Genomic DNA, 24,555 nt, shown 5'->3' on the forward strand with positions numbered 1-24,555 from the left:
AACGATGATTCGAATAGGCTTCTGGACAGCAGTTTTTTTAGTACTGCTCCGCATTTGCATCGGCTGGCACTTCTTTGCAGAAGGTGTCAACAAAGTACGCTCTGCCTACACAGGTGCGGCTGATGTCAACGAAAAACCTTTTTCCTCCGCAGGCTACTTCAGTGAAGCCCAGGGCCCCTTTGGCAAATTCATGCGGGGCATGCTGGGCGATCCGAACAAGGAAATTGTTGACAAACTGACACCCACTGAGGATAGGAAAAGTGTACCCGCACCTGTCGCACAGGAATGGGATAGCTACCTCACACTGTTTACTGAAACGTATCAGTTGTCCGAACCACAGCAGGCTGCCGCCAAGGAAAAGCTGGAAGCGGCCAAAAAAGCCTTCATTACGTGGCTTGACGAAGGAAAATTGACTGTTGAAAAAACATCCCCCGGCCCCACGTCAAAGGCAGATTTTGAATTAGAAGTGCCCGTGGCGAAGCGATTAGAGCAGTTTCAAGAAGCAATCAAAAACGTTGACAGTGGTTACAATCGTCTGTGGGTAATGCAGAAAGATGTTCTGGGTGCAGAGCTGCAAACCCGCAAGAAAGATGTATCCACCATTCGCAAGGAACTGGAAGACGCCTACAAGGACCAATTCAACGCACTGAAGGACGATCTGGCCAGCGTGCTGGGTGCCAATGTTACGGCATTTCTTACCAAGGAAGAAGGCAAGGACGAACAGGCCACCCTGGAAGCGATGCTGACCCCCATGCAGAATGGGAACAATCCTTTAGCAGCAATGTGGGATGCCTATGGTGCCCACCTGAAGAAGTTTGGCAAGGTGCCCGGCGATGAATTAAACAATACTGTTGATACCGCACTGACCACGGCCAAGGCACGCTTTGACCTGTGGCTGGCCGGTAAAGACGTGTTTTCTGGTATACCGGAAGACCAAAACTACATCCAATCGTGGCAGACCGCTTACACCAAAGCGAAAGATGCTGCGACCGAGGAAGAAAAGAAGCTGGCCGATGCCAAGCTGACGGAAGAAGAAAAAACCAAGGCACTTGCCAAAGTACGCTAGCCTGGCATGGACCTGGTGAAAGAAATGCAGGCCCACTTGCAGTTCGCAACAGACACCTTGAAGAAATCGTTGGCAGATCAGATAGAACCCGAAGCAGCCCAGGGGTATGCTTCACCCAAGCCGGAATACTACTTATGGTTCATCCCTAAGTGGAAGCCAATCCAATATGTCGACTGGTCCACCCGCTGGTTCCTGGCAATTGTAGGGTGCTGCCTGATCATTGGTCTGTGGTCACGCCTTGCTGCATTTGGTGCGGGCATGTTCCTGCTGATGACAATCCTTTCGACTCCCAACGTGCCATGGTTGCCAGTCGCACCGTTGAGCGAAGGAAATTACGTTTACATCAACAAAAACGTGATTGAATTCCTGGCACTGATGGTGCTGACAACCGTTTCCACTGGCATGTGGGCTGGAATTGATGCCGTGCTGTATTATCTGTTCGGCCAACGCCGGGCATTGAAGAAAGCACAACGTCAACAGGAAAAAGAACTCATTCGTAACTCTCGATAATTAACATACTGATTCCGAAATCCCTCCCGCCCATGGAGAATAATGATGGCTTTAGATTTATCCGCAGAAAAGAAGGCAGAAGGTAAGGCAGCATTCGATGATGCAACCATCGAGCTGACCCGACGTGGGTTTATGCGCAGCATGGCTGCAGGTGCGGCAATTGCCCCAGTGGCTGCTGCCGCTTACTTTGCCTTTGATTCATTCAAAGGGAAGCCGGTGCGTGCCGCACTGATTGGCTGTGGCGATGAAGGTGGGGTGCTTCTCAGCGAGCACGATCCGAAGTACATCGAAATCGTTTCACTATGCGATATTCGACCGTACAACCAGGCACGTATCATCAAAGGTGAAGGCGAAAAATCGGCCCGACGTGGCTACAAAGCCATTTATGGTGAAGCCGCTGCCAGCAAAATGAAGGTCGAAACCGACTATAAGAAGATTCTGGAAGACAAATCGATTGAAGCAGTGATTATTGCCCTGCCACTGCACCTGCATGCTTCAGTTACCATTGAAGCGCTGAACGCTGGCAAGCATGTGCTGTGCGAAAAGCTGATGGCCCGCACGGTTACAGAATGTAAGGCAATGATTGCAGCCGCCAAGAAGAATAACAAGATTCTTTCAATTGGCCACCAGCGACATTACAGTATGCTTTATGCCCACGCACTGGAATTGATCAAAGCGGGAGAACTGGGCGACATCAAACATATCCGTGCATTGTGGCACCGTAACTTCAGTTGGGACTGGATTGATGATGGTAAAGCCAAAGTGGTACAGAATGCCCCTGACCTGCGGCAGGTAGCACCGATGTACCGCGATGGCTGGTTTTCACCAATCCGCCAGGAAGACTACGATGTTCTGAAAGACAAGTACAAGGATTATGGTTACAAAACTCTGGAAGAACTGATCCGCTGGCGTTTATACGAACGCACTGGTGGGGGGTTGATGGCCGAATTGGGCAGCCACCAGTTGGATGCCTGCAGTATCTTCCTGGGCAAAGTAAAGCCACTCAACGTGATGGGAATGGGCTCGCATTCGTTCTTCGGACATATGGATGATCCGAAAGATCGTCGCAACCCACGCCAGATTGATGACCATGTCTTCACCACCTTTGAGTTCCCAGGCAAGAACCACCCCCAGGGACCTAACGGTGGAAATGATAAAGATGATGTGGTGGTGGTGACTTATTCTTCGATCAGCACCAACGGTTTTGAACCTTACGGCGAGTGTGTGATGGGATCGCGTGGAACATTGGTTGTTTCCAGTGAATCGGAAAACATGCTCTACAAAGAAAAACGACCAGGGATTGCCCCACCTGCCAAGACTTCGATGACTGCCGACAAGGTAAGTGCCAGCAAGCCAGCCGTGGAAGCCGCCAGCACTTGGGGCCCCAACGCGGCCGTAGCCGAAGCTGCCAAAGGTGGCGGTGGTGGCAAAGTAAGTCGTGGTTACAAAGAAGAAATGGCCGACTTCGCTTTCTGCATCCGTCTGATGGAAGAAGAGAAGATTGCCAACATCTACGAAAAGACCACCGAAGGAAAATTGCGGCATCGCCTGCCACGGTGCCACGGCGAAGTGGCGATGGCCGACGCCATTGTGGCACTGACTTCGAACCTGGCAATGGCCAAACGACAATTAATCAAGTTTGAGCCCGCATGGTTCGATCCGGATTCTCAGGAAGTGCCTGACAAAGATGTCAATTTCGGTTAAGCAGTTTTCCAGGGCCTTTTTCTCAAACTTGGTACACGGATGACCGGTGTTTACACAATTGATCTTGCTGGCTTTCATGGCCCACTGGATCTATTGTTGTACCTGGTAAAAAAGAACGAACTGGACCTGCTTGATATTCCCATTGCTGATATTGCCGCTCAATTCTCTGCCTTTCTGGATGATATTACCCTGATCGACATTGAGTGGGCGGGGGAATTTCTGCTGACTTCTGCCAGTCTGCTTGAATTGAAAAGCCAGTTGTTGTTACCCAGACCCACCCATACTTCTGGTGGGCGGGAACAGATGGATCCACGACAGGAACTGGTCAAGCAACTTCTCGATTATCGTGCCACCAAAGAAGCCACCACACGATTACAGGATTTAAACGATCAGCGGATTTTTCATCAGGCACGGGTGCAGCCACCAGAAAATGAAGGCGTGACTTCCAGAAAAGTGAAGCCAGTTGAAATCTGGGATCTGGTCAGCACGTTTGCCCGCCTGATGCGCGACGTGCGTGCGGCAGAATCGCTGAATGTATCGCAGGATGACACCCCGCAGGCAGTCTATATGGAAGAACTTCGGCAACGGGTGCGGGCAGCAGGTCAGATGCCGTTTCGCGATATTTTCCTGCCACCGTTCACCCGATTCCGCCTGCTGGGGTATTTTCTGGCACTGCTGGAGTTGTTGAAACAACACGAACTGCTTACCCACCAGGATCAGCCGGATTCGCCCATTACGGTGCTGTGGAATGAAGAACCACCCCCCACCGTGCCGATGGTGCCAAATTGATCGGATGGTGTGAAAATCAGCCAAATAACGATCAAATAAATGTCAGAGTATTTGTATATGCCGTTTTCTCTGATCAATTCCACCCATCGTGGGGTATTTCAAGCGATATCTCCTTATAACTATCAATCAGGAGATCAGGCAGAACTATGACAAAAGTTGCGATATTAGGTGGGTCGGGCTACACCGCAGTCGAATTAATTAAAATCCTGCTGCGGCACCCGCACGTACAGATTGTGGCGATTACTTCCCGCCAGGACGATTCGCCACCCATCGCCGATTTGCACCCATCGTTGCTGGGGCGTATCGATTTGCAGTGCGTTCCCTTTCAGCCAGATGCCTTGTCGGCAATGGGTGTGGAATGTGCGTTTGGTTGTTTGCCACACGGTGTCAGTGCGGAGTGTGTTGCTCCACTGTTACAGCGTGGGATACGTGTAGTCGATCTCAGTGCAGATTACCGCCTGCGTGATCTGCAGATTTACACCCGCTGGTATGGCGAGCATCACGACCCTGCCAACCTGGCTCAGGCGGTCTATGGCTTGCCTGAAATGCACCGCGAAGCAATTCGTACTGCCCGCCTGGTGGCTAATCCGGGGTGCTATCCACAAACGGGCATTCTGGGCCTTGCCCCACTGGTGAAGCACGAATTGCTGGAACCACGTGGAATCATCGTCAACAGCCTCAGTGGCGTGTCCGGTGCTGGCCGCACCCCCAAGTTAGGCACCTTGTTTCCGGAGTGCAACGAAAGCATTTCCGCCTACAACGTGGGCAAGCATCGCCACACACCTGAAATTGAACAATCGCTGTCGTGGCTGGCGGGGCACCCTGTGCAGGTGATTTTCACCCCCCACCTGGCACCCATGGACCGTGGGATTTTCAGCACCATTTATGCCCAGCCCAAATCACCAATTTCCGAAGAAGAACTGGTGGCACTGTACCGCGATTATTTTGCAAATGAACCCTTTGTGCGTGTCCGCACCACCTTGCCTGCGACAAAAGATACGATGCACAGTAACTTTGTGGATATTTGCCCCAAAGTGGTGCACGATCAGGTGGTGATTCTGGTGACAGAAGATAATCTGGTGCGTGGGGCCAGTGGTGTTGCGGTGCAGAACATGAACATCATGTTCGGCTACGAAGAAACTACCGCATTACTGTAAGTACAGATGCCACCCTTGAAACAGTCTTCTTTTCAAAAAGGTTACCGCAATGACTGCAGATGAAGTGGTACGGTTATTACAGTTGCAACCGCACCCTGTAGAAGGTGGGTTCTTTCGCGAAACCTATCGCTCGGTGGGATCGATTCCTGAAGGCACCTTGCCTGGATATGCTGGCTCTCGTTCTGTGGGCACCGCAATTTACTACCTGTTGACCCCACAGACCGTTTCGGAAATGCACCGCCTGCCGGGCGACGAGGTCTTTCATTTTTATGCGGGTGATGCGGTGGAAATGCTGCAGATTGCACCAGACGGCACTGCCAGTCGCTGGGTGCTGGGCACTGATTTTGCGGCAGGCCACCACCCACAATTGGTGGTGACTGCTGGCACCTGGCAGGGTTCTGCCTTGATATCAGGTGGACAGTGGGCCTTACTTGGTGCAACGATGGCACCCGGCTTCGATTATCAGGATTACGTACGAGGCACCCGCACGGAACTTGCCCCTCATGCAGCACCATGGGATGAATTGCTGATCAAATTAACCCCACATGGTTGATGGGATGGTATGTCTGTGTCGTAGAGCTTATTTGTGCCAGTAATCCAGCAGAAACTGGGACCAGGTTTCAAAGGCGTGGTATTGTTCCCGTAATTGGCTTAGTGGCTGAAAACCGGCGTTTTCCAGAATATCTTCCCCCACGGTGACGGTGGGTTCGGCCAGTTGCAGCAGGTGCACAATCCCCACGTGGACTGCACCAACGGGGGTGCGGTCATCGTAAATGGCCCCCACCAGCGTTTCCCGCCACGTGGTACCGATCTGGACTTCTTCCTGTAATTCTCGCATCATCCCGGTCCGGTACAGATCGCCCGAAATTGGGCCATCGGTGCGTTCAATATGGCCACCAATTCCAATGGAATAGCGGGCGTGCAGGCGTTTTTCCCCGCCACCTTTTCCCCGCTGATAGGCAAAATAGCTGTCTCCGTGCTGCAGCACCACGTAGGGAATCAATTGCTTGTAGGTGGGGTCGTTTTCTGCCTCGGCACGAGGAATGAACAAAAAATGTGCTGGATCAAGCAAAAAATCCAGAAATTGATGAGAATTATCTAATAAACCACAGAATTTCTCCACGTGGGCTAACCGCGATTCCGGAACCACCAGCACTTCCTGGGTGGGAATACTCATGAAAATCACTCGCTTATTTCATTACCAATGCCATTTGCCAAACTTACCGACCAACTGATTTCAAACCTGCCCACGTACCCACAAATGGGATTACTGCTTTCGTGTATGCCAGGTAAACGCGTTTTGGTGCAAGTGCCACTCCCCATACACCAGCTTTATCTGCTGGCCTGCCAAAATGACTTACTAATGCTGGTTTGCTCTTTTCCGCAACATTGACCACCAACAGGTCACTATCACCAGCAGAAAGATAAATTTTCTTTTCACGTGAATCAATTGCCAGTTGATTGGTATGTCCGGGGCTGTTAAACCAGAGGTTTTTCGGGGTATGGGCCTCCCACGGATTGAACCATCCTAACTGCCTGATTTTAGCAGGATTCGAGATATCAAGAATCTCCAATCCCGCGTAGTCCACTGCTGCATACAGCACCGTTCCTTCTATAACAATATTGTTATATGCTTGCTGCTTTTTCCCCATCGCGGTATTGGTGTACTTGCCTGTTTCTTCGATCTTTAATGGGTTTTCAATGTTCAGGATGCGAATGCCACCAGCATCGTTCGCAACAAACAGTCGATCTGTGCTGATTGCCAGTCCGCGTGCATTTGGATGTTGAATCTTGCCAGGATTTTTCAAAGGATAGTGGGGATCTGGCAGAAAATCTGCCACCTTTTTTGGACTAGTGGAATCATGAACATCAATTACAATAATACCGTGATTCATTGCACCCAGGTAGGCATATTTTCCATCTACTGCAATTGCCGCACTCCCCTTTAACTTTTCAGGCGAACTCCACAATCCCAGTAATTTGGGTTTGCTGGGTTTTTCGATGTCAACAATGGCCAGGCCAGCGGGTGAACCTCGAGAATTGAAGAAATCCCCCAGAGCGAGATAAAGAATGTTTTTGTGCCTGGTCAGATTCATCACATCAAGCTGTGCGAATGTCCTGATAGGCAAATTTGCCTTCAGGATTGGCTTTTTACCAGCCTGCGAAACATCAAAGACCGAAAGTCCGCCGTTTTTGAGGGCAACGAACAGGTAAGTGTGCGTGGGATCCAGAATCATCGCTTGTGGGAGGGCCAGCGGGGTTTCGTATTCCCATTCCAGCAGCATTGGTTTGGATTCTGCATTGCCAGAGGCAGCAAAAAGCAGACAGGCCATCCATGGTGTCAACAACTGGTATCGGTTCATGATGGGTACTGTTCAGGCGAAGGAGAGTTTTCAATTGGAAATCTAGCATACTGAAACGCTGACACCTTGCAGAAAAGAATGAATTCAACCCGCATTTTCACATCAAAATCACCCGCTTGTCAGCAAAAAGGCAACGATAATACCAAGAACCAACATCACCAGGATCAGTTTGACGATTTCAGAACTGCTTTTACGTTGGAACATCCGTTCCATTTCTACCTGGTCCTGCATGTCAATCGTCACCTGCAGATGGTATTCATAACGACCTTCAGGATAGTTCAGCAGTTTGCTTTCGCCCACATACCCCCACCAGTGGGGATCAATCGCACCCGGAATCGACTGCATCTCGAATGTGGGATTTACATCCGCTGTGAAAGTGGTTACCTTAACGGTGCGTTGCGTACTGTAAGGCAAAAACTGCCAGATCGCCTCAAACAGTTCCATCGGTGGGCTTTCCCGCCGAAAGACGATGCGGGCACCATCGACAACCGCCTGACAGGAACCCAACAGAATTCCGTTGTCGTACTTTTCCATCAGGCTTCGCAACTGCCCCACGGTGCGACTTGGGGGATCCACCGGGAACTGCAATTCCAGATCACTATCCAATGAAGTCGGTAATTTTACCTGCAGCGTTCGCAGCCAATAAAATGGATCGGGTATAAAATGGTAATACTTCATGGGCAGCAAAAAAGCCCAAAGCTGCTGATTCTGGCACCACACGAACAGAACATCCTTCCGCGTGGGATATACCACGAACGTGCCATCGGGAACATGGTCCCGTCCCGGCTGGATCGACTGCAGCAGTTCATCGGCCAGTGCCTGCTGCTCGGTGGTAAACGTGGGACTGCCGGACCACTGATCTGACAGTTTTCGCCCCACCGCGACATTAAAATAAGGGGTAGTACTCACGTGGTGGAACCTACCAGACGCAGACCAATCGGCAGAGATTCGCCAAACAATTGCGATTGTTCGTCCTGTTGGACGGCAACAAATTCACGCACCTGCTGGATCATCGAAGGTGCTGCACCCATGCTTTCCAGGCGGGCCAGAACAGTTTGCCGCACCGCATCGTCGATATCCAGTGCTCGCTGCTGCACCATCGTCCCCAGGTGGCTGAGACAGAAGAGATAATTCATCCGCTCTGTGTCGCTAAGTGGTTGATAGGTAAGCAGTTGCGTCAACCAGTCCTCCACCACCGTGGGGTGAAGAACTGCATTCATTGGACCATAAAACAGACGTCGACTGCCGATTCGGGTCAGTGCCCAGAACAGATAATTCGGCAGAGGAGCCTTGTTTAACTGCCGCAACAGCCCTTCACCAAGAGCCTGTTTGGTTTTCAGGTCAATTCGTTCCAGGCTGGCTGCTGTCCGCCACATTTCTGCCAGTTCGTTCGTGGGTGGTTTCGCGCTGCCCTTGCCTTTGCCCGGAATCAGTATCGGCCGCAGGCGATTCATTAGTGTGTTCTGCACTGCGGTGCTGAGCCCACCTGCCACTCGACGCCACATAATCCAGTAATCGGCACCTCCAGGCGGGGTGGTGCTGCCCGCAGCACCTGGGGTAGCCAGTAATTTCCAAAGCTGGTCAATGCGATAGCGGTCCAATGTATCACCAAAGCCGGGCCGCAGGCAAAAACCCACCAGATGGTACCAGCGACTGAGATGCTGGGCTGATCGATTGCGGGCGGTTGCATGATTTTCCAGCACAGTCCAGAGTCGCCGACAAAATGCCGTGGGCCAGTGGTCGCGACTTTGTTCCAGACTGCTTTCCAGTGCTTTGGTCAGTTCATTCGGCTTGAAATCGCCTTGAAATGCTGATTCGATCAATGTCTGGGCTTCGTGTACCGCCCCCTCATCGTACAGATCGGAAATCGTCGTCGGCTGGTCTTCTCCGGCAGCGGCAGAATAATTGTTCTGGCCCACAATATCACGAACGTTGAACTCCAACCGCCAGCGTTGGTCGTTTTCTTTGCCCACACAATACATTTCCAGCGTGCCAATTTCCGTGCAGCGGGTGCTGAGGGTCACCGGTACGGTTTTCGTTCCAGAACGCTTTCCTCCACGCAGGATGGTTTGAATTGCGGGTAATTCCAGCAACTGATCCGCACCCGCGGTAATAATGTCGCCCGGCTGGTCATTGCCCCGCACGGTGGAAGAAAACAGGGGAAAGTGAACCGGTTCGCCCAATGCCAGTTCCATTTCAGGCTTCGGAATCGCCACATCGGTGCCTTCCTGCATGTGCCGAGGCACAATGCACAGCACCTGTGCGGTCGTGGTGGGATCGGTCGAGGCCACCCCCACGTAATAGGAGCGTGGGATGCCACCACCAATCCGTTTGCCGCCAGTATGGCTCAGCCAGGCGGAATAGGCTGCTCCCCACGCTACCGCCAGATCCAGTGAGGGATTTGTCAGGATGATCGGCTGCCAGGCCTCTCCGTACCACTGCCGCATGATTTCCAGAATGCGATCCCGCAAACGGATAGGCTGAAACACCCCACCGTTGAAGAGAATGGCATCGGGTGGCTGGCTGGGAGATAAGTGCCGATTCAGGAATTCCGCCAGGTGGCGAGAGACGCACGGATCGGCAACATAGGGCAGCCCCATTTCCTGCATCCCACCAGTCAACGAGCGGTCTGGCGTGCTGTTCGCAGGCACCAGTGGGAAAAATCCTTCCAGCATCACCTTTTCAATCGTCGCCAGTTGCAGCTTCGTATGAACGGAGCCACCCACCACGGAACGCCCACGCCCCTGGAGGGTAATCCCCACTTCCGGTGGGGGATTTAACCCCAGCAGGGCTTCCTTGGCGTTGCGGCAGGCCTGCACCAACAGACTAAACTGGGCAGCATCCAGCTTGCCCACCTGTGGCAGCGACTGTTCCACATGGCGGGCCAGTGCCATATCCATGTTGTCCCCACCCAACAGCAGGTGATCGCCCACTGCTTTGCGGACAAAAGCCAGTTCGCCTTGTTGTTCCACCGCTTCAATCAGGCTGAAGTCGGTGGTGCCCCCACCCAGATCGATCACCACGCAGTTCATTCCGGGCTGCACGTGGGTAATTTCCAGGGCATCGCTCAGCCCCATCCACGAATAAAAGGCCGCCTGGGGCTCTTCAAGCAATCGAAAATTGCGAAAACCAGCTTCTGTGGCAGCCTGCTGAGTTAAATTGCGTGCCACATCGTCGAACGAAGCGGGTACGGTCAGCACCACCTGCTGATGCTCGAGATGATCTTCCGGTTTGCGGTTGGGAGAATTATTCCAACAATCAATTAAATGTTTGAGATACCGTTTGGACACTTCCAGTGGGGAGAGTCGCTGCACTTCCGGTGGGGCACCCCAAGGCAGCAGGGGGCTGGTGCGATCCACACCTGCGTGGCATAGCCACGATTTTGCAGAACTGACCAGCCGACCAGGGATTTTTGCCCCTTGCGTGCGGGCAAAATCGCCCGTAATGTAGTCGATCGTGACATTCCACGGCACGCCATAGGAGCCTGTGGGCAGATCATGTTCCCCAGGCAGGTAGAGGAATGATGGCAGTAACTGGCGCTCAGCCAACTGGCTTGGCCCCACCAGTTGGCGGATGGGAAAGGTTTTCAGCCCCAGATTATTCTGGGTGGGACGGTTTTGAAGATCGATATATGCCAAGGCACAATTCGTCGTACCTAAATCGATGCCCACTAAATAACGCGACATGGTGCGATGCAATTACCTGCAAAAGTTCGATCAATGGTTGATGTAAAGGATATGAAAACGCCCCACGAACAAAAATGAGAATAAATTCATTGGCTATTTTGCCAAAGTTTCCATTTGGAATCAGGGGATCGCTTTTTCTGCAATAAGTTTTCCAGTTGCAACATCCCAGACAGAAGTTTTCAGAATCCAACGCGAAATAGTAAAAATTTTAGTGCCATCGGGTGAGAATTTTGCAACAATTTGTTCCTCATCATGCTTCATTTCGGGCGAAATGCACTTACCAGTTGATACATTCCACAGAGATAATTTACCATCATAAGTTGATGCGAGAAATAATTTACTGTCAGAAGTAAAATCTACGTTTTGTACAGTTGCAGAGAGAGAAAATTCTGGGTGCTCCAGCTTTCCAGTATTAAGATCAATCAGGTAAGCTCTTCCATGGTTGCTAATTTTGTTATTATATGATCTTCCACAAGAAAGAAATTTATCACCAGCCGCATTGGACATGCCTGATTTATGAATGCTATCCTTACCGATTGCCGGTGTTAATGGTTTGTTTTTCTCTAAATCCCATACTTGAACACCACCAGCATAGGCGAGGCCAATCAAGCTGCTTTTTCTGTTGAAGCAAATTTTATCGATTGACCCAGTTACTGCGATTGGTTCTCTGATTTGCTTGCCATTTTCCGCATCCCAAAAACTTGCTGAATACTTCGCACTGGTAGCCAATATTTTGCCATCGGGACTGAACTGCGCGTAGCGAACAAATTCTTCATGCTCAATCGGTTCGAATAGTTGCTTCCCAGTGGAGGTATCACATACGTATGCAAATTTGTTCGAATTCATCACAAACTTTTTGCTATCCGGGCTGAAGCACAAACAGCTTGAAGAGTGGGAGAAAGTCATTGTATCCAGCAGTTGCTTCCCACTAACGGCGTCCCATAAACGCAAAGTTTTATCTATACAACATGTAGCAACTGTTTTTCCATCCGGGCTGATCACTGCCAAGTAAATCTGGACATCGTGCTTCATTGGTCCTGCAATGATTTTTTCTTTCAGCGGATCGACTACCCAGCATTCATGTCTACGTTCGTTGATCATTGTGCAAGTAACCACCGCACGGATATCACCATTCGGCGCAAAATAAATCCTTTGAGGGCTACCATCGGAGTATTCGGTTATTTTCGCGTTGGTTTTTGGTGCAGCTAGCAAACCGTAACAACTTAGCAAAAAGATAAGAGGCGTGAAAAAGGACTTCATTTCTACTCCTTGTCTGTTTGTAGGAACAAGACGTTGCTGTCATGGATATGAAAACGCACCACGAAGAAAAAATGAGAATTTCTTAATTTTTGTGTCTTCACCACGTGATGTTGGGGAAATGGTTCGACCCGACTTGTTCCCCTGCCCGGTTTATTTGTGACCTCACTTGCTTGAATGACAGGAAGGAGACGGTGGCACCGGCTTCCAGCCGGTGTTTACAACGTTCTTCACTTTCGCATCTGTTGCATCACTTTGATATCATCGTTCGGATCGATGGTGATCTTGTCAGTGCTCTCTTTCAGGGTTTTAATTTTCTGGATGTAAACCTTCGATGTTGGCTCAACGATCGTGTCATGGTCGAAATTATAAATCAAATTGAAGGACACATGTCTCGCTAAATAGTTATTCTCGTGGATTCTGCTCAATTCGTTACTCAGTGGTGAATTCCGACCTTCGACCACCCAGGTTTTGCAGGTGATATCGTTGATCCAGTACAACGGACTTCGAAGAAGTGTTTCATCCCGATCCATGATATTATAATTGAGTTCACTGGAATGATAGTAGTCCATCCTGGCCACGGGGCCAAAGGCCAGCACTCCTCGAAATCCATCGGAACGATACGCTGCAGTCAGCAGGGCCAACGTCCCGCCCGTACCATGCCCAACCAGGAAAATTTGATTCGGATCGACTTCTTCGCGATTTTTCAGGTAGATACAAGCTGCCTGCACATCGTTCACTTCGCCATAAGCATTTTCATTCGAACCAGGATTCTTATTCCCCCCACGGAGTGAAGGGTAAAACACAACAAAACCAGCGTCCCGAAACACTGTTCCATTCACATGGGAGAGCTTCTCATCCCACAGTTTGGAGTCAATGCTGTTCTCAAAATGATCTGACAACCAGATTACGGCTGGATACCTTCCGTGCTTCGCTGGCTTCGGGGTAATGTATGCATCCATGTTTCCCAGTACGGTGGGATATTGCACAAGTTCCAGCACACCCTTCGGTGGAATGGGGGGATCAAAGTAGCCAGACCTACTCCCAGACACTTTCGTTGGAAAATCATTCCGTGCTTTCGCGAACGAAACGTCGCGGTTTTTCTTTGTAATAATGGAATCTAACACATCTTGCGGTGATGGCTTTGACCACTCATGAAATTGCGAATTGTCGTTGTGACTGCTGAAATCAACATTGTTCCGGCCGCTTAATTGCATTGCAAACTTGATGATAAAGAATCCGATGACCAAGAAAGAAAGAATTTGGAATACGCTGTAAGCGTCTAGAGAATTTTGAAGAAGTTGTTTTCGAGTTTGCCAGGGTTTCTTGAGATTCAGTGCGTAGTCAAGTATTGTTTGATCTTGTTCGGCCCTCGGGTTCAATGGAATAGATTTTTTATAGTACTCGTCTTGTTCAAGGCGATAATCAAACGGTAAATCGTCATCGTCATCTTTTCCAGGCATGATCAATGGCTGTCAAACCACCACAATAATGACATGATAATGTGTGATGCCAAAAGTGCATTGCATTCTACATTACCTTGATTCGTTGTCGCAAACTTACGATGCTTTCTTCGCTTCCCGTTCTTTCATCTCATCCGCAAACAGTTTTCGCACTTTCTTAGCGGCGATGCGGTCGATGAGGCCGGGCATAAAACGGTTTGCAAACAGCAGCAACTTTCCATCGCGGGTCAGATTCACCGATTTTTTGCCTTTCGCAATCGCATTCAGGGTGGCTTCGGCAACTTCTTCCGAAGTCATCCCCCGTTTATGGTCGAGCGACATCTTCGCTTTGCTTTCCAGCATATTCTGGGAGAAGTTGGTCTGCGTTAATCCTGGGTTGATGGTAATCACATCAATGCCAAAGCGGGCAAACTCGGCCCGAATCGCCTGCGTCCACCCTTCGAGTGCAAATTTACTGGCAGAATACAATGAACGGCCAGGAATCGCCCGTTTCCCTAGAATCGAGGAAACGTTGACAACCGCGGGCAGTTTACCCGTATTTGTCAGCATGGGCAGAAACGCGCGGGTAGTTTCCACTGTGCCAAAAAAGTTAGTTTCCATGATCTGCCGCAGCACTTCCGGGTCAGAATCAGCAAAGTGGCCGGTGGCACCAATCCCTGCGTTATTTACCAGAATATCGAGCCCGCCAAAATGCTCCTGGGCGGCCTGCACCATTTTTTCGCGGTCTGCCGCCACGGCAATATCTGCCTGAATCGGAATTAACGTGCCAGAGCCCGCCTGGGCTGCCAGTTCCTGCAGCAATTCCAGTTTGCGTGCGGTGGCCAGCACCCGCATGCCACGTTGGGCTGCCAGCAGTGCCATTGCCCGGCCAATCCCCTGGGATGCACCAGTAATCAGAATCCTCATCCCTGCCAGTTCTCTACTGCGACCCATTTGGTTCCCCCTGTGGTACGCTTCAATACAAGGCTTTATCTTACAAGTCGGGCAGCAGGAGATCTTCATCCCCATGCCCACCCACGTGGCACCCGTGCCCCACCAGACCTAACAAAATTAGTACGATCAGTCCAAATAATACCCACCGGCCAAGTGGGCGCGTTGTGGTACCACATATTGCAGCAGCGAACGAGATCGCGCGGGAGAAAAGCATCATTTTTTCAGGTGTTTTTTGAAGAAGCTGATAGTCTGATCGACCGAACTTTGTAATTTTTTGCCGTTCCAACCATGCCCTTCCCCATCCATCACCACCACTTGCACCGGAACATTAACGTCCTTTAACATTTTGGCAAATTTGTGGGTATGTTCGATTGGCACAATCCAATCTTTATCGCCATGAAAAATCAGGAATGGCGGGTCATCTTTGCTGATGTATTTGATGGGAGATGCCTTCTGGTGCTCTTTGGTTTTTTCCTGATAAGTCCCACCGAACAGTGGGGTCATGTAGGCTTTCTGTGCAGAAGCGTCTCCAGAGTACAATTCAAAATCGGTGGGTCCAAAATAATCGACCACGCACTGCACGCGACTGCTGAACTCTGGATAGAGGCTGCCTTCCAGTTTCGCAGCATCATCGGCAACACCCATCAAGGCCACCAGATGGCCACCAGCCGAGAAACCCACCGCACCTACATTTTCCGGGTTGATTTTGTACTGTTTGGCATTTTTTCGCATGAAGCGAACAGCGGTTTTCACATCTTCAATCTGTGCGGGAAACTGAGCAACCAGCGAAAGACGATACTGCACTGAAACTGCCGCAAACCCTTGTTTAGCAAGAACTTCCATCAATGCGTGCAAATCTTTTTTATTGCCAGCCCGCCAGCCTCCACCGTGCACACACACCACCAGGGGTGCGGCATCATTTGCAACAGCGGGTGCCAGATAATCCAGCTTCAGTTCCGTATCCTTCACTTTCGCATACACAATATCTTTTTCAATTTTCGACTTCAGATCCTGTGCGGTGCAGGGTGTCAGTGCGGCAACAACCAAACCAGCTACGAGGCAAAATCGGAGTAAGGTACCACCAATTTTCATGAAATTATCTCCGGTGAAGGTTCCAGGCTACCAGGCTATCAAACAATTGATTGAATATTTGATCGATTGTCGCTTCCTGATTGGCGCTTATTTTAGGAAGCTGCCGCACGTGGGGGTGTAAAACTGCAAAAAATTGCAAAAGGAGATTCACCTGGCTGAAAATCTGTCGAAACTGGATCGAAATTTCCTCAAGTGTCTTATTGGTAAGCACTTGTGACGACATCAGCAAGTCAAAGAGCCCTCGCAGATGCATCGTTGCCTCCAGCAGTTTCCCCACCTGTTCCTGTACGACATCGGGAAAGGCGGTCGGAGCGTTGTGGCACTGCTCCCGCAATTGTTGCACGTGGGCGTGCAGTAATGTCCAACGGCCATCAATAAAACCGGCAGAATCACCAAGGGTGCGCTGGTTCAGGCAACGAACAATCCAATACTCAACCGCTTCCACGTAGAAGTTGAGAATTTTCTGCAGGAGGGTATCCAGATCGCGGGTCGTGGGGTCCATATCAGCCATTGTCAAACATCGGTGCGACTATCTTGGTGATTGAGTAGTCTCGCACCCACCTGTTTTATGAAATGGATCTTCTGAAAGCAGTAACTACTTAGCAGTTAAGCAGATGCAACGCCGATTATTCGTTGGAGCAGATCGTTCGTCCACCATCGATGGGCAACGATACACCGGTGATAAACTTGTTAAGCCACAAACTTTCCACTGCCTGGGCGATATTTTCCGGGCTGCCTTCTTCTTTCACGAGAGTGCCTGCAATGGCTTCTTCCCGCTCTTCTGTGGGTAAATCTTCAGGCAGCATCACGGGGCCCGGCAGCAGACAATTCACCCGCACCCGAGGATTGCGTGCGGCAAGTTCCACTGCAAAACACCGGCTGAGCGTGCTGACGGCACCTTTGGATGGGAAATAGGCCGCATAATTGAGGTATGGGCGGGCTTCGGCCCAGTCGCCAATATTCACAATCAAGCCACCCTGTGGCTGCTTTGTCATCCGCAGACCCACCTGCTGACAGGTGAGAAACGTTCCTAAACAGTTGGTATCAAAGTGTTTACGCACATCGGCGCCAGTGACTTCTTCCAGTGGCTTACGTTCCCAGATTGCTGCGGCATTCACCAGCAGATCCACCTGCCCGAAGTGGGCAAACACCTGATCTACCATCACTTGAACAGCCTGTTCATCTGCGAGATCGGCCTGAAAGATCTGGCACCGAATTCCTTTTTTTGTCAGGACTTGCGCCAGTTCTGCTGCTTCAGTTGCGGATGAGCGGTAATGCACCGCAATATCCCAGCCACGTTTAGCCAGATATTGTGCTACCACTGAACCGACACGCTTTTTCCCGCTTCCGGTGATCAATGCAACTGGCATGGCCGCCACTCCTTTTGTGGTAGAATATTCTTTCATGAGAAGACCTATGAACATCTTAGTCGCGGCAGGCAACACCCAGACACCCATTGATGCCGTGCGGTGCATCACCAACGTGTTTACGGGCAGGACGGGTGCCCGCCTGGCCACGGAAGCGACGAATCGTGGGCACCATGTCACGCTGGTTACTTCTCATCCGGAACAGATTTTGCAACCAACATCGATTTCCGTGGTGCCTTACCGCACTTACCATGACCTTGACAGTTGTGCGGAAGTGCTGATTCGCCACAAATCGTGGGATGCCATTATTTTTGCAGCTGCCGTCAGCGATTACCACCTTAGTGGGGTGTATTCCAGATCAGAAAATGACCAGCAAGTACTTTCAGAACAGGCACTTACAGCACTTGACACCAACAACAAAATCAGCAGTCAGCATCAGGAATTGTGGCTGAAACTGACCCCCACCGTCAAGATTATTGATCAGATCCGCACCACGTGGGGCTATCGCGGGCTACTGGTCAAGTTCAAGTTGGAAGTGGGGATCACCGCACCAGAGTTGCTGGAAATTGCCAAACGCTCGCGTGCCACTTCCGATGCCGATTGGATTGTCGCTAACCTGTTTGAAAATTATCAGACCACCGCCTGGATTGGTGATCGCAATGATCAGTTCATTTCGGTTCAACGCGAACAGTTGTCGACAGTTCTACTTGACCAGCTGGAACAGAAATTTACTTCAGATCCACAATTCGCAAGTTGCGAAAGCTGAGGTCGGTGGTAGGATCGTGCCCCTGAATAGAAATGTGGCCTGCGCCCGCACAATAACCTTTGCGGGCATTCACATCTGCAGCCCGATCATCGTGCCAACTAACCACGGGAATGCCATTCACCCACGTTCGCAGGTGGTTTTTATTGGCGTATAATGTGGCGTGAAACCACTCCCCATCGGTGGAAACCACCTGGCTTGCTGGTTGCCTGCGATAAATGGCCCCCGTGCCAAAATCAACCGGCTTCGTGCGGTCATCGCCCATCCATTCATTGCGAATCTGCATCTCGTAACCCTGCTGGTAAACATCCGGCAGGCAGCGGAAAAAGATCCCACTGTTCAGGTGCTTGCCGTTACTGATGCATTCCAGGTGCAGCAGAAAATTGTCATGCTTTGTAGCAGTTTGCAGGTCGCCCGGCCCATCCTTCACGTTCAAATAACCTTCTTTGGTAACGGTGTATTGCGATTTGTATTTGTCGCCGGGGAATAACTTCCAGCCTGTTAAGTCTTTCCCATTAAACAACGAAGTGAAATCACTGTTGATGTTCAAACGCAGATAGTGAAGTCTGACAGTGGTGCCTGCAGGAATTTTCAGCGACACCGGAACTACAACTTTATTGCCTGATTTCGCAGGATTTCCCCAACCAAAAACGTTGACATCGTCTTTTGTTGAATTCACCATGAATTCCGAAATATTTCCATCGGCAGTTTCAACCGTTGGTGGTTTTTTCCCAGTCCAACTCATTTTTAGCTGAACCAAATGTTTGATTGTGGGTAATAACAAATCGGGTGTGGCAGTGGTTTCTTTCTCCCCACCCAATATGAGAGTGTGATCCTTCACTTTCGCATCGCCCGTGATTTTCCAGCCCAGCGTACTGGTGCCATCGAAGAACTGCAGCCAGCCTTCCTGCAGTTCTTCTGCAGTCAGTTTTGCTTCATCGGCAGCAAGGCAAGGTGCATTGGTGGATGCGGCAACGAGGATAACTGCCAGCAGCAATCTGCTTGCAGTTCCAAAAACGGAAGTATTGTTGTTCATTGTCTGGTCGATCCTGGAAGAGGAACAATTTCCTGTTAGTTATGTTATCCGAAAGTGGGCTGGAATGCAGTTTGCAATCTGTGTGCCAGACACGATTCCCCCACCGCGGGTAGTTTCGTGGGGCAAAATTGCTAACCTAACGCCAGTTTGCTTCATAGTTTCAAATCACCATTGGAGGCCAAACGATGGATCGAGTTTCACATTTTGAAATTCCGTTTACCGATCAGAAACGAGCCGCAACCTTCTACCAGAAAGTGTTCGGCTGGGAGATTACGGAAATCCCCGGCATGCCGTACTGGTTTGCTACCACCACACCCGTGGGTGAAAACCACATGCCGAAGGAGCCAGGAGCCATCAACGGTGGGTTTTACGAACGCAGCATGGATGCTAGCCCCAACCCGATGATTGTAATCGAAGTGGCTGATGTTGCGGCACGAGTGCAGGAAGTTTTAATGGCGGGTGGGGAAATTGTCTTCATGCCACGCCAGGTGGGCGATATGGGTCTATACGCCCAGGTGAAAGATTGCGAAGGTAACTACCTTGGACTGTGGCAGAATCTGCAACAGTGAGGCAGTTCTCATAGAAATTCAATTTTCAGTGTGTTCACGAATCGACAGATTAATCATTCAGATACTTATGCAATCGTTGCCACAATCGAAATGGGTACTTCTGGTGGCACTTCAGCAACTTCAATACCCCCCACGACGTGGGGGATTGCATCATTCAGCGTGGTCTGGGTGCGGAAAAACAGGTCGCAGATCGGCTCACCTTTCTGTACCGGATCGCCCAGCTTCTTCAGCAGTCGAATGCCAACAGCGTGATCGATTTCGTCTTCTGCTTTTGCCCGCCCCCCACCTAACCGCAAGGTGGCAATCCCAAATGCTTCCGCATCCAGTTGAGTCAGGTACCCGGTGCGGTCGCTGCACACCTGATGAATTTGCCGAACGTGGGGTAACAGGTCGTAATTATCCACAATGCGGGCATCCCCACCTTGCATTTCGATCATTTTCTGAAAGTTTTCTAATACTTTGCCCGAAGTGATCGCACGTTGAATCATTTGCTGTGCAGTGGGCTGATCCGGTGCAATTTTTGTCAGTAGCAGAATTTCTTCTGCCAGAGCAAAAGTAACAGTGCCCAGATCGGCTGGGTAGGTGCCTCGCATCATTTCCAGGCACTCCACTACTTCCAGGGTGTGGCCCACCAGATTGCCCAGCGGCTGATCCATCCGCGTCAGCAGTGCGGTAGTGGTGACATTGTTGGCGTTGCCAACCTGCACAATCGATTCCGCCAGTGCCTGAGCGTCGGCCAGGTGCTTCATAAATGCCCCACGCCCCACCTTGACATCCATCACCAGATAACGGGTGCCTTCGGCGATTTTTTTGCTGAGGATCGAAGCCGTGATCAGTGGGATGTTTTCGACGGTACCGGTCACATCTCGCAGGCTGTAAAGCTTGCGGTCTGCTGGTGCCACAGCACTCGTCTGGCCGAACATGCAGCACCCCACCTGTTGCAGAATAGGGCGGATTTCTGCTTCTTCCAGTCGCACGCGGAAACCGGGGATCGCTTCCAGCTTATCCAGCGTGCCACCTGTGTGGCCCAACCCCCGCCCGGACATCATCGGTACGTAGCACCCACAAGCTGCCAGCAGTGGGGCCAGAACCAACGAGGTTTTGTCCCCCACGCCACCTGTGGAGTGCTTGTCCACCAGTGGGCGATCAGTGAAATCGTCCCACTGGAATCGCTGGCCCTGCTGGGCCATGAATCCGGTCAGCATTGCGGTTTCTTCCGCGGTCATCCCGCGCAGGAAAATGGCCATCAATAACGCACTTAGCTGGTAATCCGGCCAATCGCCCGTGGCTGCTGCGTAGACAAAGTTGGCAATTTCATCTTCCGTCAGTTCTTTGCCATCGCGTTTTGCTTTGATGATGTCAACTGCAAGCATCGGAAACCTGGAAATGATAAGGAGTTACGCGTCTAATGCCCGTTGCTGCAAGCTGGTGACGGTGAGGAGCTGCGAACGAAGAGCCTGGCACGCCTGTGCTGCAGCCTGGGCCGCGGAAAGCGTGGTAATGCAGGTTACACGATTCGCCACGGCAGCAGTGCGGATTTTCTGTTCATCCGCCAGCATGCTCCGTCGACTGTGGGTATTAATAATCAGGTCGACCTGCTTGTTTTTCATGCGATCGAGCAGGTTTGGTCGGCCTTCCTGCAGTTTGAAGATCTCTTCGACATCAATTCCCGCCTGCCGCAGGGTATTAGCAGTGCCGCGGGTGGCAATCAGTTGATAGCCAAGGCGGAAGAATTCGCGGGCAATCGGAATAATTTCCACTTTGTCGCGATCTGCCACCGAAATAAACACAACACCTTCCAGTGGCAGTGCGGAGTTAGCTGCCATTTGTGCTTTTGCAAAGGCCATCGGGAACGTATCGTCAATCCCCATCACCTCGCCTGTTGAACGCATTTCCGGCCCAAGCAGAATATTGGCCCCGGGGAACTTGTTGAACGGGAAAACGCTTTCTTTGACAGAAAAGTACTTGGGAACCACCTGTTCGGTGGGTGCCCCAAGTTCGTCCAGGGTTTTACCCACCATCACCAGTGCTGCCAGGCGGGCCAGTGGGACGTTGCAGGCCTTTGAAACAAACGGCACGGTGCGGCTGGCACGCGGGTTGGCCTCCAGAACATACACCTCGGGATTGTCGCTGTACGGATTGCTGACTGCAAACTGAATGTTCATCAAGCCGATCACGCTTAAGGCTTCCGCCAGTTTCAGCGTTTGCTCTTTAATCACTTCAATGACGGAATCAGGCAAACTGTACGGTGGGATCACGCACGCACTGTCGCCGGAATGGATGCCCGCCTCTTCAATGTGCTGCATCACCCCACCAATCAGGGTTCTGCCGGTGTGGTCGCGAACGCAATCGACATCCACTTCCACAGCGGAAGGCAGGAATTTATCGATCAGCAACTGCTTGCCACCGGAAGCTTCCAGTGCATCGCGGGCGAACTGATTAAATTCTTCAACGGTGTCGACAATTTTCATGGCCTGCCCACCCAGCACGAAGCTGGGGCGGACCAGCACTGGAAAGCCCAGGCTGCGGGCGATATGCAGGGCTTCCTGCAAATCTTGCGTGGTGCCGCTTTCAGGCTGCTTCAAGCCCAGATCGACGATTACCTGCTTGAATTCTTCCCGATTTTCTGCCAGGTCGATACTTTTGACACTGGTGCCAATAATTTTTACGCCATTATTTTCCAGCGCTTTCGCCAGGTTCAGTGGGGTTTGCCCACCAAACTGCACAATCACGCCTTTCGGCTGCACCCGATCGCAGATATTCAGCACATCTTCCACGGTCAGTGGTTCAAAAAAGAGGTGGTCACTGATGTCGTAGTCGGTGCTGACCGTTTCCGGATTCGAATTGACCATAATTGCTTCGTAACCATTTTGGCGCAAAGCTTTTACGGCTTGAACACAGCAATAGTCGAATTCAATCCCCTGCCCAATCCGGTTGGGCCCACCACCAAGGATGATAATCCGTTCCTTCTGTGGGTCAAAGGGCAGCATTTCATCTTCGGGTGGCAGCACTTTTCCGGCACGGTTGGCATCATTGCTTTCTGGTTGCACCAGTAAGGCAGGTGCCTCGTAAGTGCTGTAATAGTATGGAGTTCTGGCAGCGAACTCGGCGGCACAGGTATCGACCAGCTTATAAACCGCACGGATTCCCAGGTCGATTCGCTTGCGACGCACCTCTTTGTCGTTGCAGCCGAACAGATTGGCCAGTTGAATATCCAGGAACCCATTCTGCTTGGCTTTCAGAAGCAGGTCGAAATCGGCATTTTCCAGCGAGCCGCACGCACTCAGTTCCTCTTCAACTTCCACCAGAATCTGGATTTGCCGCAGAAACCACGGATCAATAAACGTGCGTCGCTGGATATCTTCCAGGGACATGCCCGCTTTGTAGGCATACCGGATATACCAGGCACGTTCTGCATTGGGGGTGGACAGTTTTGCAACAATTTCTTCCTGCGTGGGTGGCTTTGCCGATGTCCACAGGTCGAAACGGTCGCACCCCAGGCCAAATCGCCGCACTTCCAGACCCCGTAAGGCTTTCTGGAACGATTCGCGGAAATTCCGGCCAATCGCCATCGTTTCCCCCACCGATTTCATCTGGGTGGTGAGGCGTTCATCCGCACCAAAGAAGCGGTCGAAGTTGAATCGTGGGATTTTCGTTACCACGTAATCAATCGTGGGCTCAAAACAGGCGGAAGTATCGCGGGTAATATCGTTGCGAAGTTCATCCAGCGTGTAACCCACGGCCAGCTTGGCAGCAATTTTCGCAATCGGAAAGCCAGTGGCCTTCGAAGCCAGCGCACTCGACCGAGAGACGCGGGGATTCATTTCAATTACAATCATCCGACCATTCGCCGGATTGATCGCAAATTGAATGTTCGAACCACCCGTTTCAACACCGATTTCGCGGATAATTGCTTTGGCAGCATCGCGCATCCGCTGGTATTCTTTATCCGAAAGCGTTTGTGCGGGTGCCACGGTAATGCTGTCGCCGGTGTGCACACCCATCGGATCGAGATTTTCGATAGAGCAGATAATCACCACGTTATCTGCTTTGTCCCGCATCACTTCCAGTTCGTATTCTTTCCAGCCAATGACCGATTCTTCCACCAGCACCTGCGTGGTGGGGGAAAGTTCCAGCCCGTGGGACAACAAATTAATGAATTCCTCACGATTATAGGCGATGCCACCCCCTGTGCCGCCCATGGTGAAGCTGGGACGCAGCACGCACGGCAGGCCGATCTCTTCGATCAGGGCCAGCCCGTCTGTTAAGGTGGTGACCACCTTGGATTTGGGCACATCCAGACCAAGTTTGATCATGGCGACTTTAAATTTGTCGCGGTCTTCGGCCTTATCGATCACATCGGGCTTGGCCGCAATCATTTCGACGCCGAACTTTTCCAGGATCTTGTGTTCGTGCAGTGCCATCGCCGTATTGAGTGCCGTTTGCCCACCCAACGTGGGGAGCAGTGCGTCCGGACGCTCCTTTTCGATGATTTTTGCCACCACTTCCCAGGTGATTGGCTCGATATAGGTCTGGTCGGCCATTTCCGGGTCGGTCATGATGGTGGCCGGGTTGGAATTCACCAACACCACTTCAAAACCTTCTTCCCGCAGTGCTTTGCAGGCCTGCGTGCCGGAGTAATCAAACTCGCACGCCTGCCCAATAATAATGGGGCCAGAACCAATCAGAAGGATTTTTTTAATGTCGGTGCGCTTCGGCATGGTGCAGAACGTTGTACAGCTAAGGGTTCGTGGAAAGCAGTTAATAACTTAACTGATTTACAAATTATGCCTGTTGAAA

The 24,555-nt window shown here is 51.1% G+C and carries 21 protein-coding genes; 8 read left to right on the forward strand and 13 right to left on the reverse strand.

Annotated elements, in window-relative coordinates:
* Positions 1-4 precede the first annotated feature (4 nt).
* The 6 genes from R3B84_00325 to R3B84_00350 all read left to right on the forward strand — a co-directional run bounded on the left by R3B84_00325 (position 5) and on the right by R3B84_00350 (position 5,779).
* Complete coding sequence (locus R3B84_00325; GenBank protein ID MEZ6138989.1) at positions 5-1,066, forward strand: hypothetical protein; 1,062 nt, start codon at positions 5-7, stop codon at positions 1,064-1,066.
* 6 nt (positions 1,067-1,072) lie between these two features.
* Positions 1,073-1,576 carry a hypothetical protein gene (locus tag R3B84_00330; GenBank protein ID MEZ6138990.1) on the forward strand — a complete coding sequence of 168 codons (504 nt, stop codon included), beginning with the start codon at positions 1,073-1,075 and terminating at the stop codon, positions 1,574-1,576.
* 42 nt (positions 1,577-1,618) lie between these two features.
* Positions 1,619-3,280 (forward strand): Gfo/Idh/MocA family oxidoreductase, encoded by a 1,662-nt coding sequence (locus R3B84_00335; GenBank protein ID MEZ6138991.1) that lies wholly within the window; start codon positions 1,619-1,621, stop codon positions 3,278-3,280.
* Between the two features lie 39 nt (positions 3,281-3,319).
* Positions 3,320-4,069, forward strand: a complete 750-nt coding sequence (locus R3B84_00340; GenBank protein ID MEZ6138992.1) for a ScpA family protein — start codon at positions 3,320-3,322, stop codon at positions 4,067-4,069.
* Positions 4,070-4,215: 146 nt separating this feature from the next.
* The gene (argC, locus tag R3B84_00345; GenBank protein ID MEZ6138993.1) at positions 4,216-5,226 is read left to right on the forward strand and encodes an N-acetyl-gamma-glutamyl-phosphate reductase; all 1,011 of its coding nucleotides are present in this window, start codon (positions 4,216-4,218) and stop codon (positions 5,224-5,226) included.
* 49 nt (positions 5,227-5,275) lie between these two features.
* Positions 5,276-5,779, forward strand: a complete 504-nt coding sequence (locus R3B84_00350) for a cupin domain-containing protein (protein ID MEZ6138994.1) — start codon at positions 5,276-5,278, stop codon at positions 5,777-5,779.
* A 27-nt stretch (positions 5,780-5,806) separates the two neighbouring features.
* Here R3B84_00350 and R3B84_00355 read toward each other — a convergent pair whose 3' ends face one another.
* From R3B84_00355 to R3B84_00400, 10 genes are all read right to left on the reverse strand, one after another.
* Complete coding sequence (locus R3B84_00355; protein MEZ6138995.1) at positions 5,807-6,403, reverse strand: phosphoesterase; 597 nt, start codon at positions 6,401-6,403, stop codon at positions 5,807-5,809.
* A 43-nt stretch (positions 6,404-6,446) separates the two neighbouring features.
* Positions 6,447-7,589, reverse strand: a complete 1,143-nt coding sequence (locus tag R3B84_00360; GenBank protein MEZ6138996.1) for a hypothetical protein — start codon at positions 7,587-7,589, stop codon at positions 6,447-6,449.
* A gap of 108 nt (positions 7,590-7,697) precedes the next feature.
* Positions 7,698-8,498 carry a hypothetical protein gene (locus R3B84_00365; protein MEZ6138997.1) on the reverse strand — a complete coding sequence of 267 codons (801 nt, stop codon included), beginning with the start codon at positions 8,496-8,498 and terminating at the stop codon, positions 7,698-7,700.
* Positions 8,495-11,275 carry an Hsp70 family protein gene (locus tag R3B84_00370; GenBank protein MEZ6138998.1) on the reverse strand — a complete coding sequence of 927 codons (2,781 nt, stop codon included), beginning with the start codon at positions 11,273-11,275 and terminating at the stop codon, positions 8,495-8,497. Before R3B84_00370 ends, R3B84_00365 begins: the two co-directional genes overlap by 4 nt.
* A gap of 120 nt (positions 11,276-11,395) precedes the next feature.
* Positions 11,396-12,535, reverse strand: coding sequence for a hypothetical protein (locus R3B84_00375; GenBank protein MEZ6138999.1), 1,140 nt, complete (start codon positions 12,533-12,535; stop codon positions 11,396-11,398).
* Positions 12,536-12,762: 227 nt separating this feature from the next.
* Entirely contained in the window at positions 12,763-13,659 is an 897-nt protein-coding gene (locus R3B84_00380; protein MEZ6139000.1) for a prolyl oligopeptidase family serine peptidase, read from the reverse strand.
* A gap of 432 nt (positions 13,660-14,091) precedes the next feature.
* Positions 14,092-14,928, reverse strand: coding sequence for an SDR family NAD(P)-dependent oxidoreductase (locus tag R3B84_00385; protein ID MEZ6139001.1), 837 nt, complete (start codon positions 14,926-14,928; stop codon positions 14,092-14,094).
* A gap of 213 nt (positions 14,929-15,141) precedes the next feature.
* Entirely contained in the window at positions 15,142-16,020 is an 879-nt protein-coding gene (locus tag R3B84_00390) for an alpha/beta hydrolase (GenBank protein MEZ6139002.1), read from the reverse strand.
* Between the two features lie 4 nt (positions 16,021-16,024).
* Entirely contained in the window at positions 16,025-16,531 is a 507-nt protein-coding gene (locus tag R3B84_00395; GenBank protein MEZ6139003.1) for a hypothetical protein, read from the reverse strand.
* Between the two features lie 115 nt (positions 16,532-16,646).
* Positions 16,647-17,390: an SDR family oxidoreductase gene (locus tag R3B84_00400; protein ID MEZ6139004.1), complete on the reverse strand. Its 744-nt coding sequence runs from the start codon at positions 17,388-17,390 to the stop codon at positions 16,647-16,649.
* Between the two features lie 46 nt (positions 17,391-17,436).
* Between R3B84_00400 and R3B84_00405 the strand changes: the two genes are divergently transcribed.
* Complete coding sequence (locus R3B84_00405) at positions 17,437-18,153, forward strand: phosphopantothenoylcysteine decarboxylase (protein ID MEZ6139005.1); 717 nt, start codon at positions 17,437-17,439, stop codon at positions 18,151-18,153.
* Here the strand turns inward: R3B84_00405 and R3B84_00410 are convergent.
* Positions 18,116-19,186 (reverse strand): DUF1080 domain-containing protein, encoded by a 1,071-nt coding sequence (locus tag R3B84_00410; GenBank protein MEZ6139006.1) that lies wholly within the window; start codon positions 19,184-19,186, stop codon positions 18,116-18,118. The genes R3B84_00405 and R3B84_00410 overlap by 38 nt on opposite strands.
* A gap of 185 nt (positions 19,187-19,371) precedes the next feature.
* On the opposite strand from R3B84_00410, the gene R3B84_00415 reads away from it, so the two are divergent.
* Entirely contained in the window at positions 19,372-19,755 is a 384-nt protein-coding gene (locus R3B84_00415; protein MEZ6139007.1) for a VOC family protein, read from the forward strand.
* 65 nt (positions 19,756-19,820) lie between these two features.
* On the opposite strand, the gene R3B84_00420 is transcribed toward R3B84_00415, so the two are convergent.
* Together R3B84_00420 and carB are read right to left on the reverse strand one after the other, a co-directional pair.
* Positions 19,821-21,128, reverse strand: coding sequence for a thymidine phosphorylase (locus tag R3B84_00420; GenBank protein ID MEZ6139008.1), 1,308 nt, complete (start codon positions 21,126-21,128; stop codon positions 19,821-19,823).
* Positions 21,129-21,152: 24 nt separating this feature from the next.
* Entirely contained in the window at positions 21,153-24,476 is a 3,324-nt protein-coding gene (gene carB, locus R3B84_00425; protein ID MEZ6139009.1) for a carbamoyl-phosphate synthase large subunit, read from the reverse strand.
* Positions 24,477-24,555: the final 79 nt, after the last annotated feature.

Source organism: Zavarzinella sp. (assembly GCA_041399155.1).
GTDB lineage: Bacteria > Planctomycetota > Planctomycetia > Gemmatales > Gemmataceae > JAWKTI01.

What these genes read in the sequence shown, in the direction of transcription:
- R3B84_00415 (MEZ6139007.1), top strand. Translation starts at nt 19,372, where the DNA reads ATGGATCGAGTTTCACATTTTGAAATTCCGTTTACCGATCAGAAACGA.
- R3B84_00375 (MEZ6138999.1), bottom strand. Translation starts at nt 12,535, where the DNA reads ATGAAGTCCTTTTTCACGCCTCTTATCTTTTTGCTAAGTTGTTACGGT.
- R3B84_00355 (MEZ6138995.1), bottom strand. Translation starts at nt 6,403, where the DNA reads ATGAGTATTCCCACCCAGGAAGTGCTGGTGGTTCCGGAATCGCGGTTA.
- R3B84_00325 (MEZ6138989.1), top strand. Translation starts at nt 5, where the DNA reads ATGATTCGAATAGGCTTCTGGACAGCAGTTTTTTTAGTACTGCTCCGC.
- R3B84_00385 (MEZ6139001.1), bottom strand. Translation starts at nt 14,928, where the DNA reads ATGGGTCGCAGTAGAGAACTGGCAGGGATGAGGATTCTGATTACTGGT.
- R3B84_00370 (MEZ6138998.1), bottom strand. Translation starts at nt 11,275, where the DNA reads ATGTCGCGTTATTTAGTGGGCATCGATTTAGGTACGACGAATTGTGCC.
- R3B84_00390 (MEZ6139002.1), bottom strand. Translation starts at nt 16,020, where the DNA reads ATGAAAATTGGTGGTACCTTACTCCGATTTTGCCTCGTAGCTGGTTTG.
- R3B84_00400 (MEZ6139004.1), bottom strand. Translation starts at nt 17,390, where the DNA reads ATGCCAGTTGCATTGATCACCGGAAGCGGGAAAAAGCGTGTCGGTTCA.
- R3B84_00335 (MEZ6138991.1), top strand. Translation starts at nt 1,619, where the DNA reads ATGATGGCTTTAGATTTATCCGCAGAAAAGAAGGCAGAAGGTAAGGCA.
- R3B84_00330 (MEZ6138990.1), top strand. Translation starts at nt 1,073, where the DNA reads ATGGACCTGGTGAAAGAAATGCAGGCCCACTTGCAGTTCGCAACAGAC.
- carB (MEZ6139009.1), bottom strand. Translation starts at nt 24,476, where the DNA reads ATGCCGAAGCGCACCGACATTAAAAAAATCCTTCTGATTGGTTCTGGC.
- R3B84_00410 (MEZ6139006.1), bottom strand. Translation starts at nt 19,186, where the DNA reads ATGAACAACAATACTTCCGTTTTTGGAACTGCAAGCAGATTGCTGCTG.
- R3B84_00395 (MEZ6139003.1), bottom strand. Translation starts at nt 16,531, where the DNA reads ATGGCTGATATGGACCCCACGACCCGCGATCTGGATACCCTCCTGCAG.
- R3B84_00340 (MEZ6138992.1), top strand. Translation starts at nt 3,320, where the DNA reads ATGACCGGTGTTTACACAATTGATCTTGCTGGCTTTCATGGCCCACTG.
- R3B84_00405 (MEZ6139005.1), top strand. Translation starts at nt 17,437, where the DNA reads ATGAACATCTTAGTCGCGGCAGGCAACACCCAGACACCCATTGATGCC.
- R3B84_00420 (MEZ6139008.1), bottom strand. Translation starts at nt 21,128, where the DNA reads ATGCTTGCAGTTGACATCATCAAAGCAAAACGCGATGGCAAAGAACTG.
- R3B84_00350 (MEZ6138994.1), top strand. Translation starts at nt 5,276, where the DNA reads ATGACTGCAGATGAAGTGGTACGGTTATTACAGTTGCAACCGCACCCT.
- argC (MEZ6138993.1), top strand. Translation starts at nt 4,216, where the DNA reads ATGACAAAAGTTGCGATATTAGGTGGGTCGGGCTACACCGCAGTCGAA.
- R3B84_00360 (MEZ6138996.1), bottom strand. Translation starts at nt 7,589, where the DNA reads ATGAACCGATACCAGTTGTTGACACCATGGATGGCCTGTCTGCTTTTT.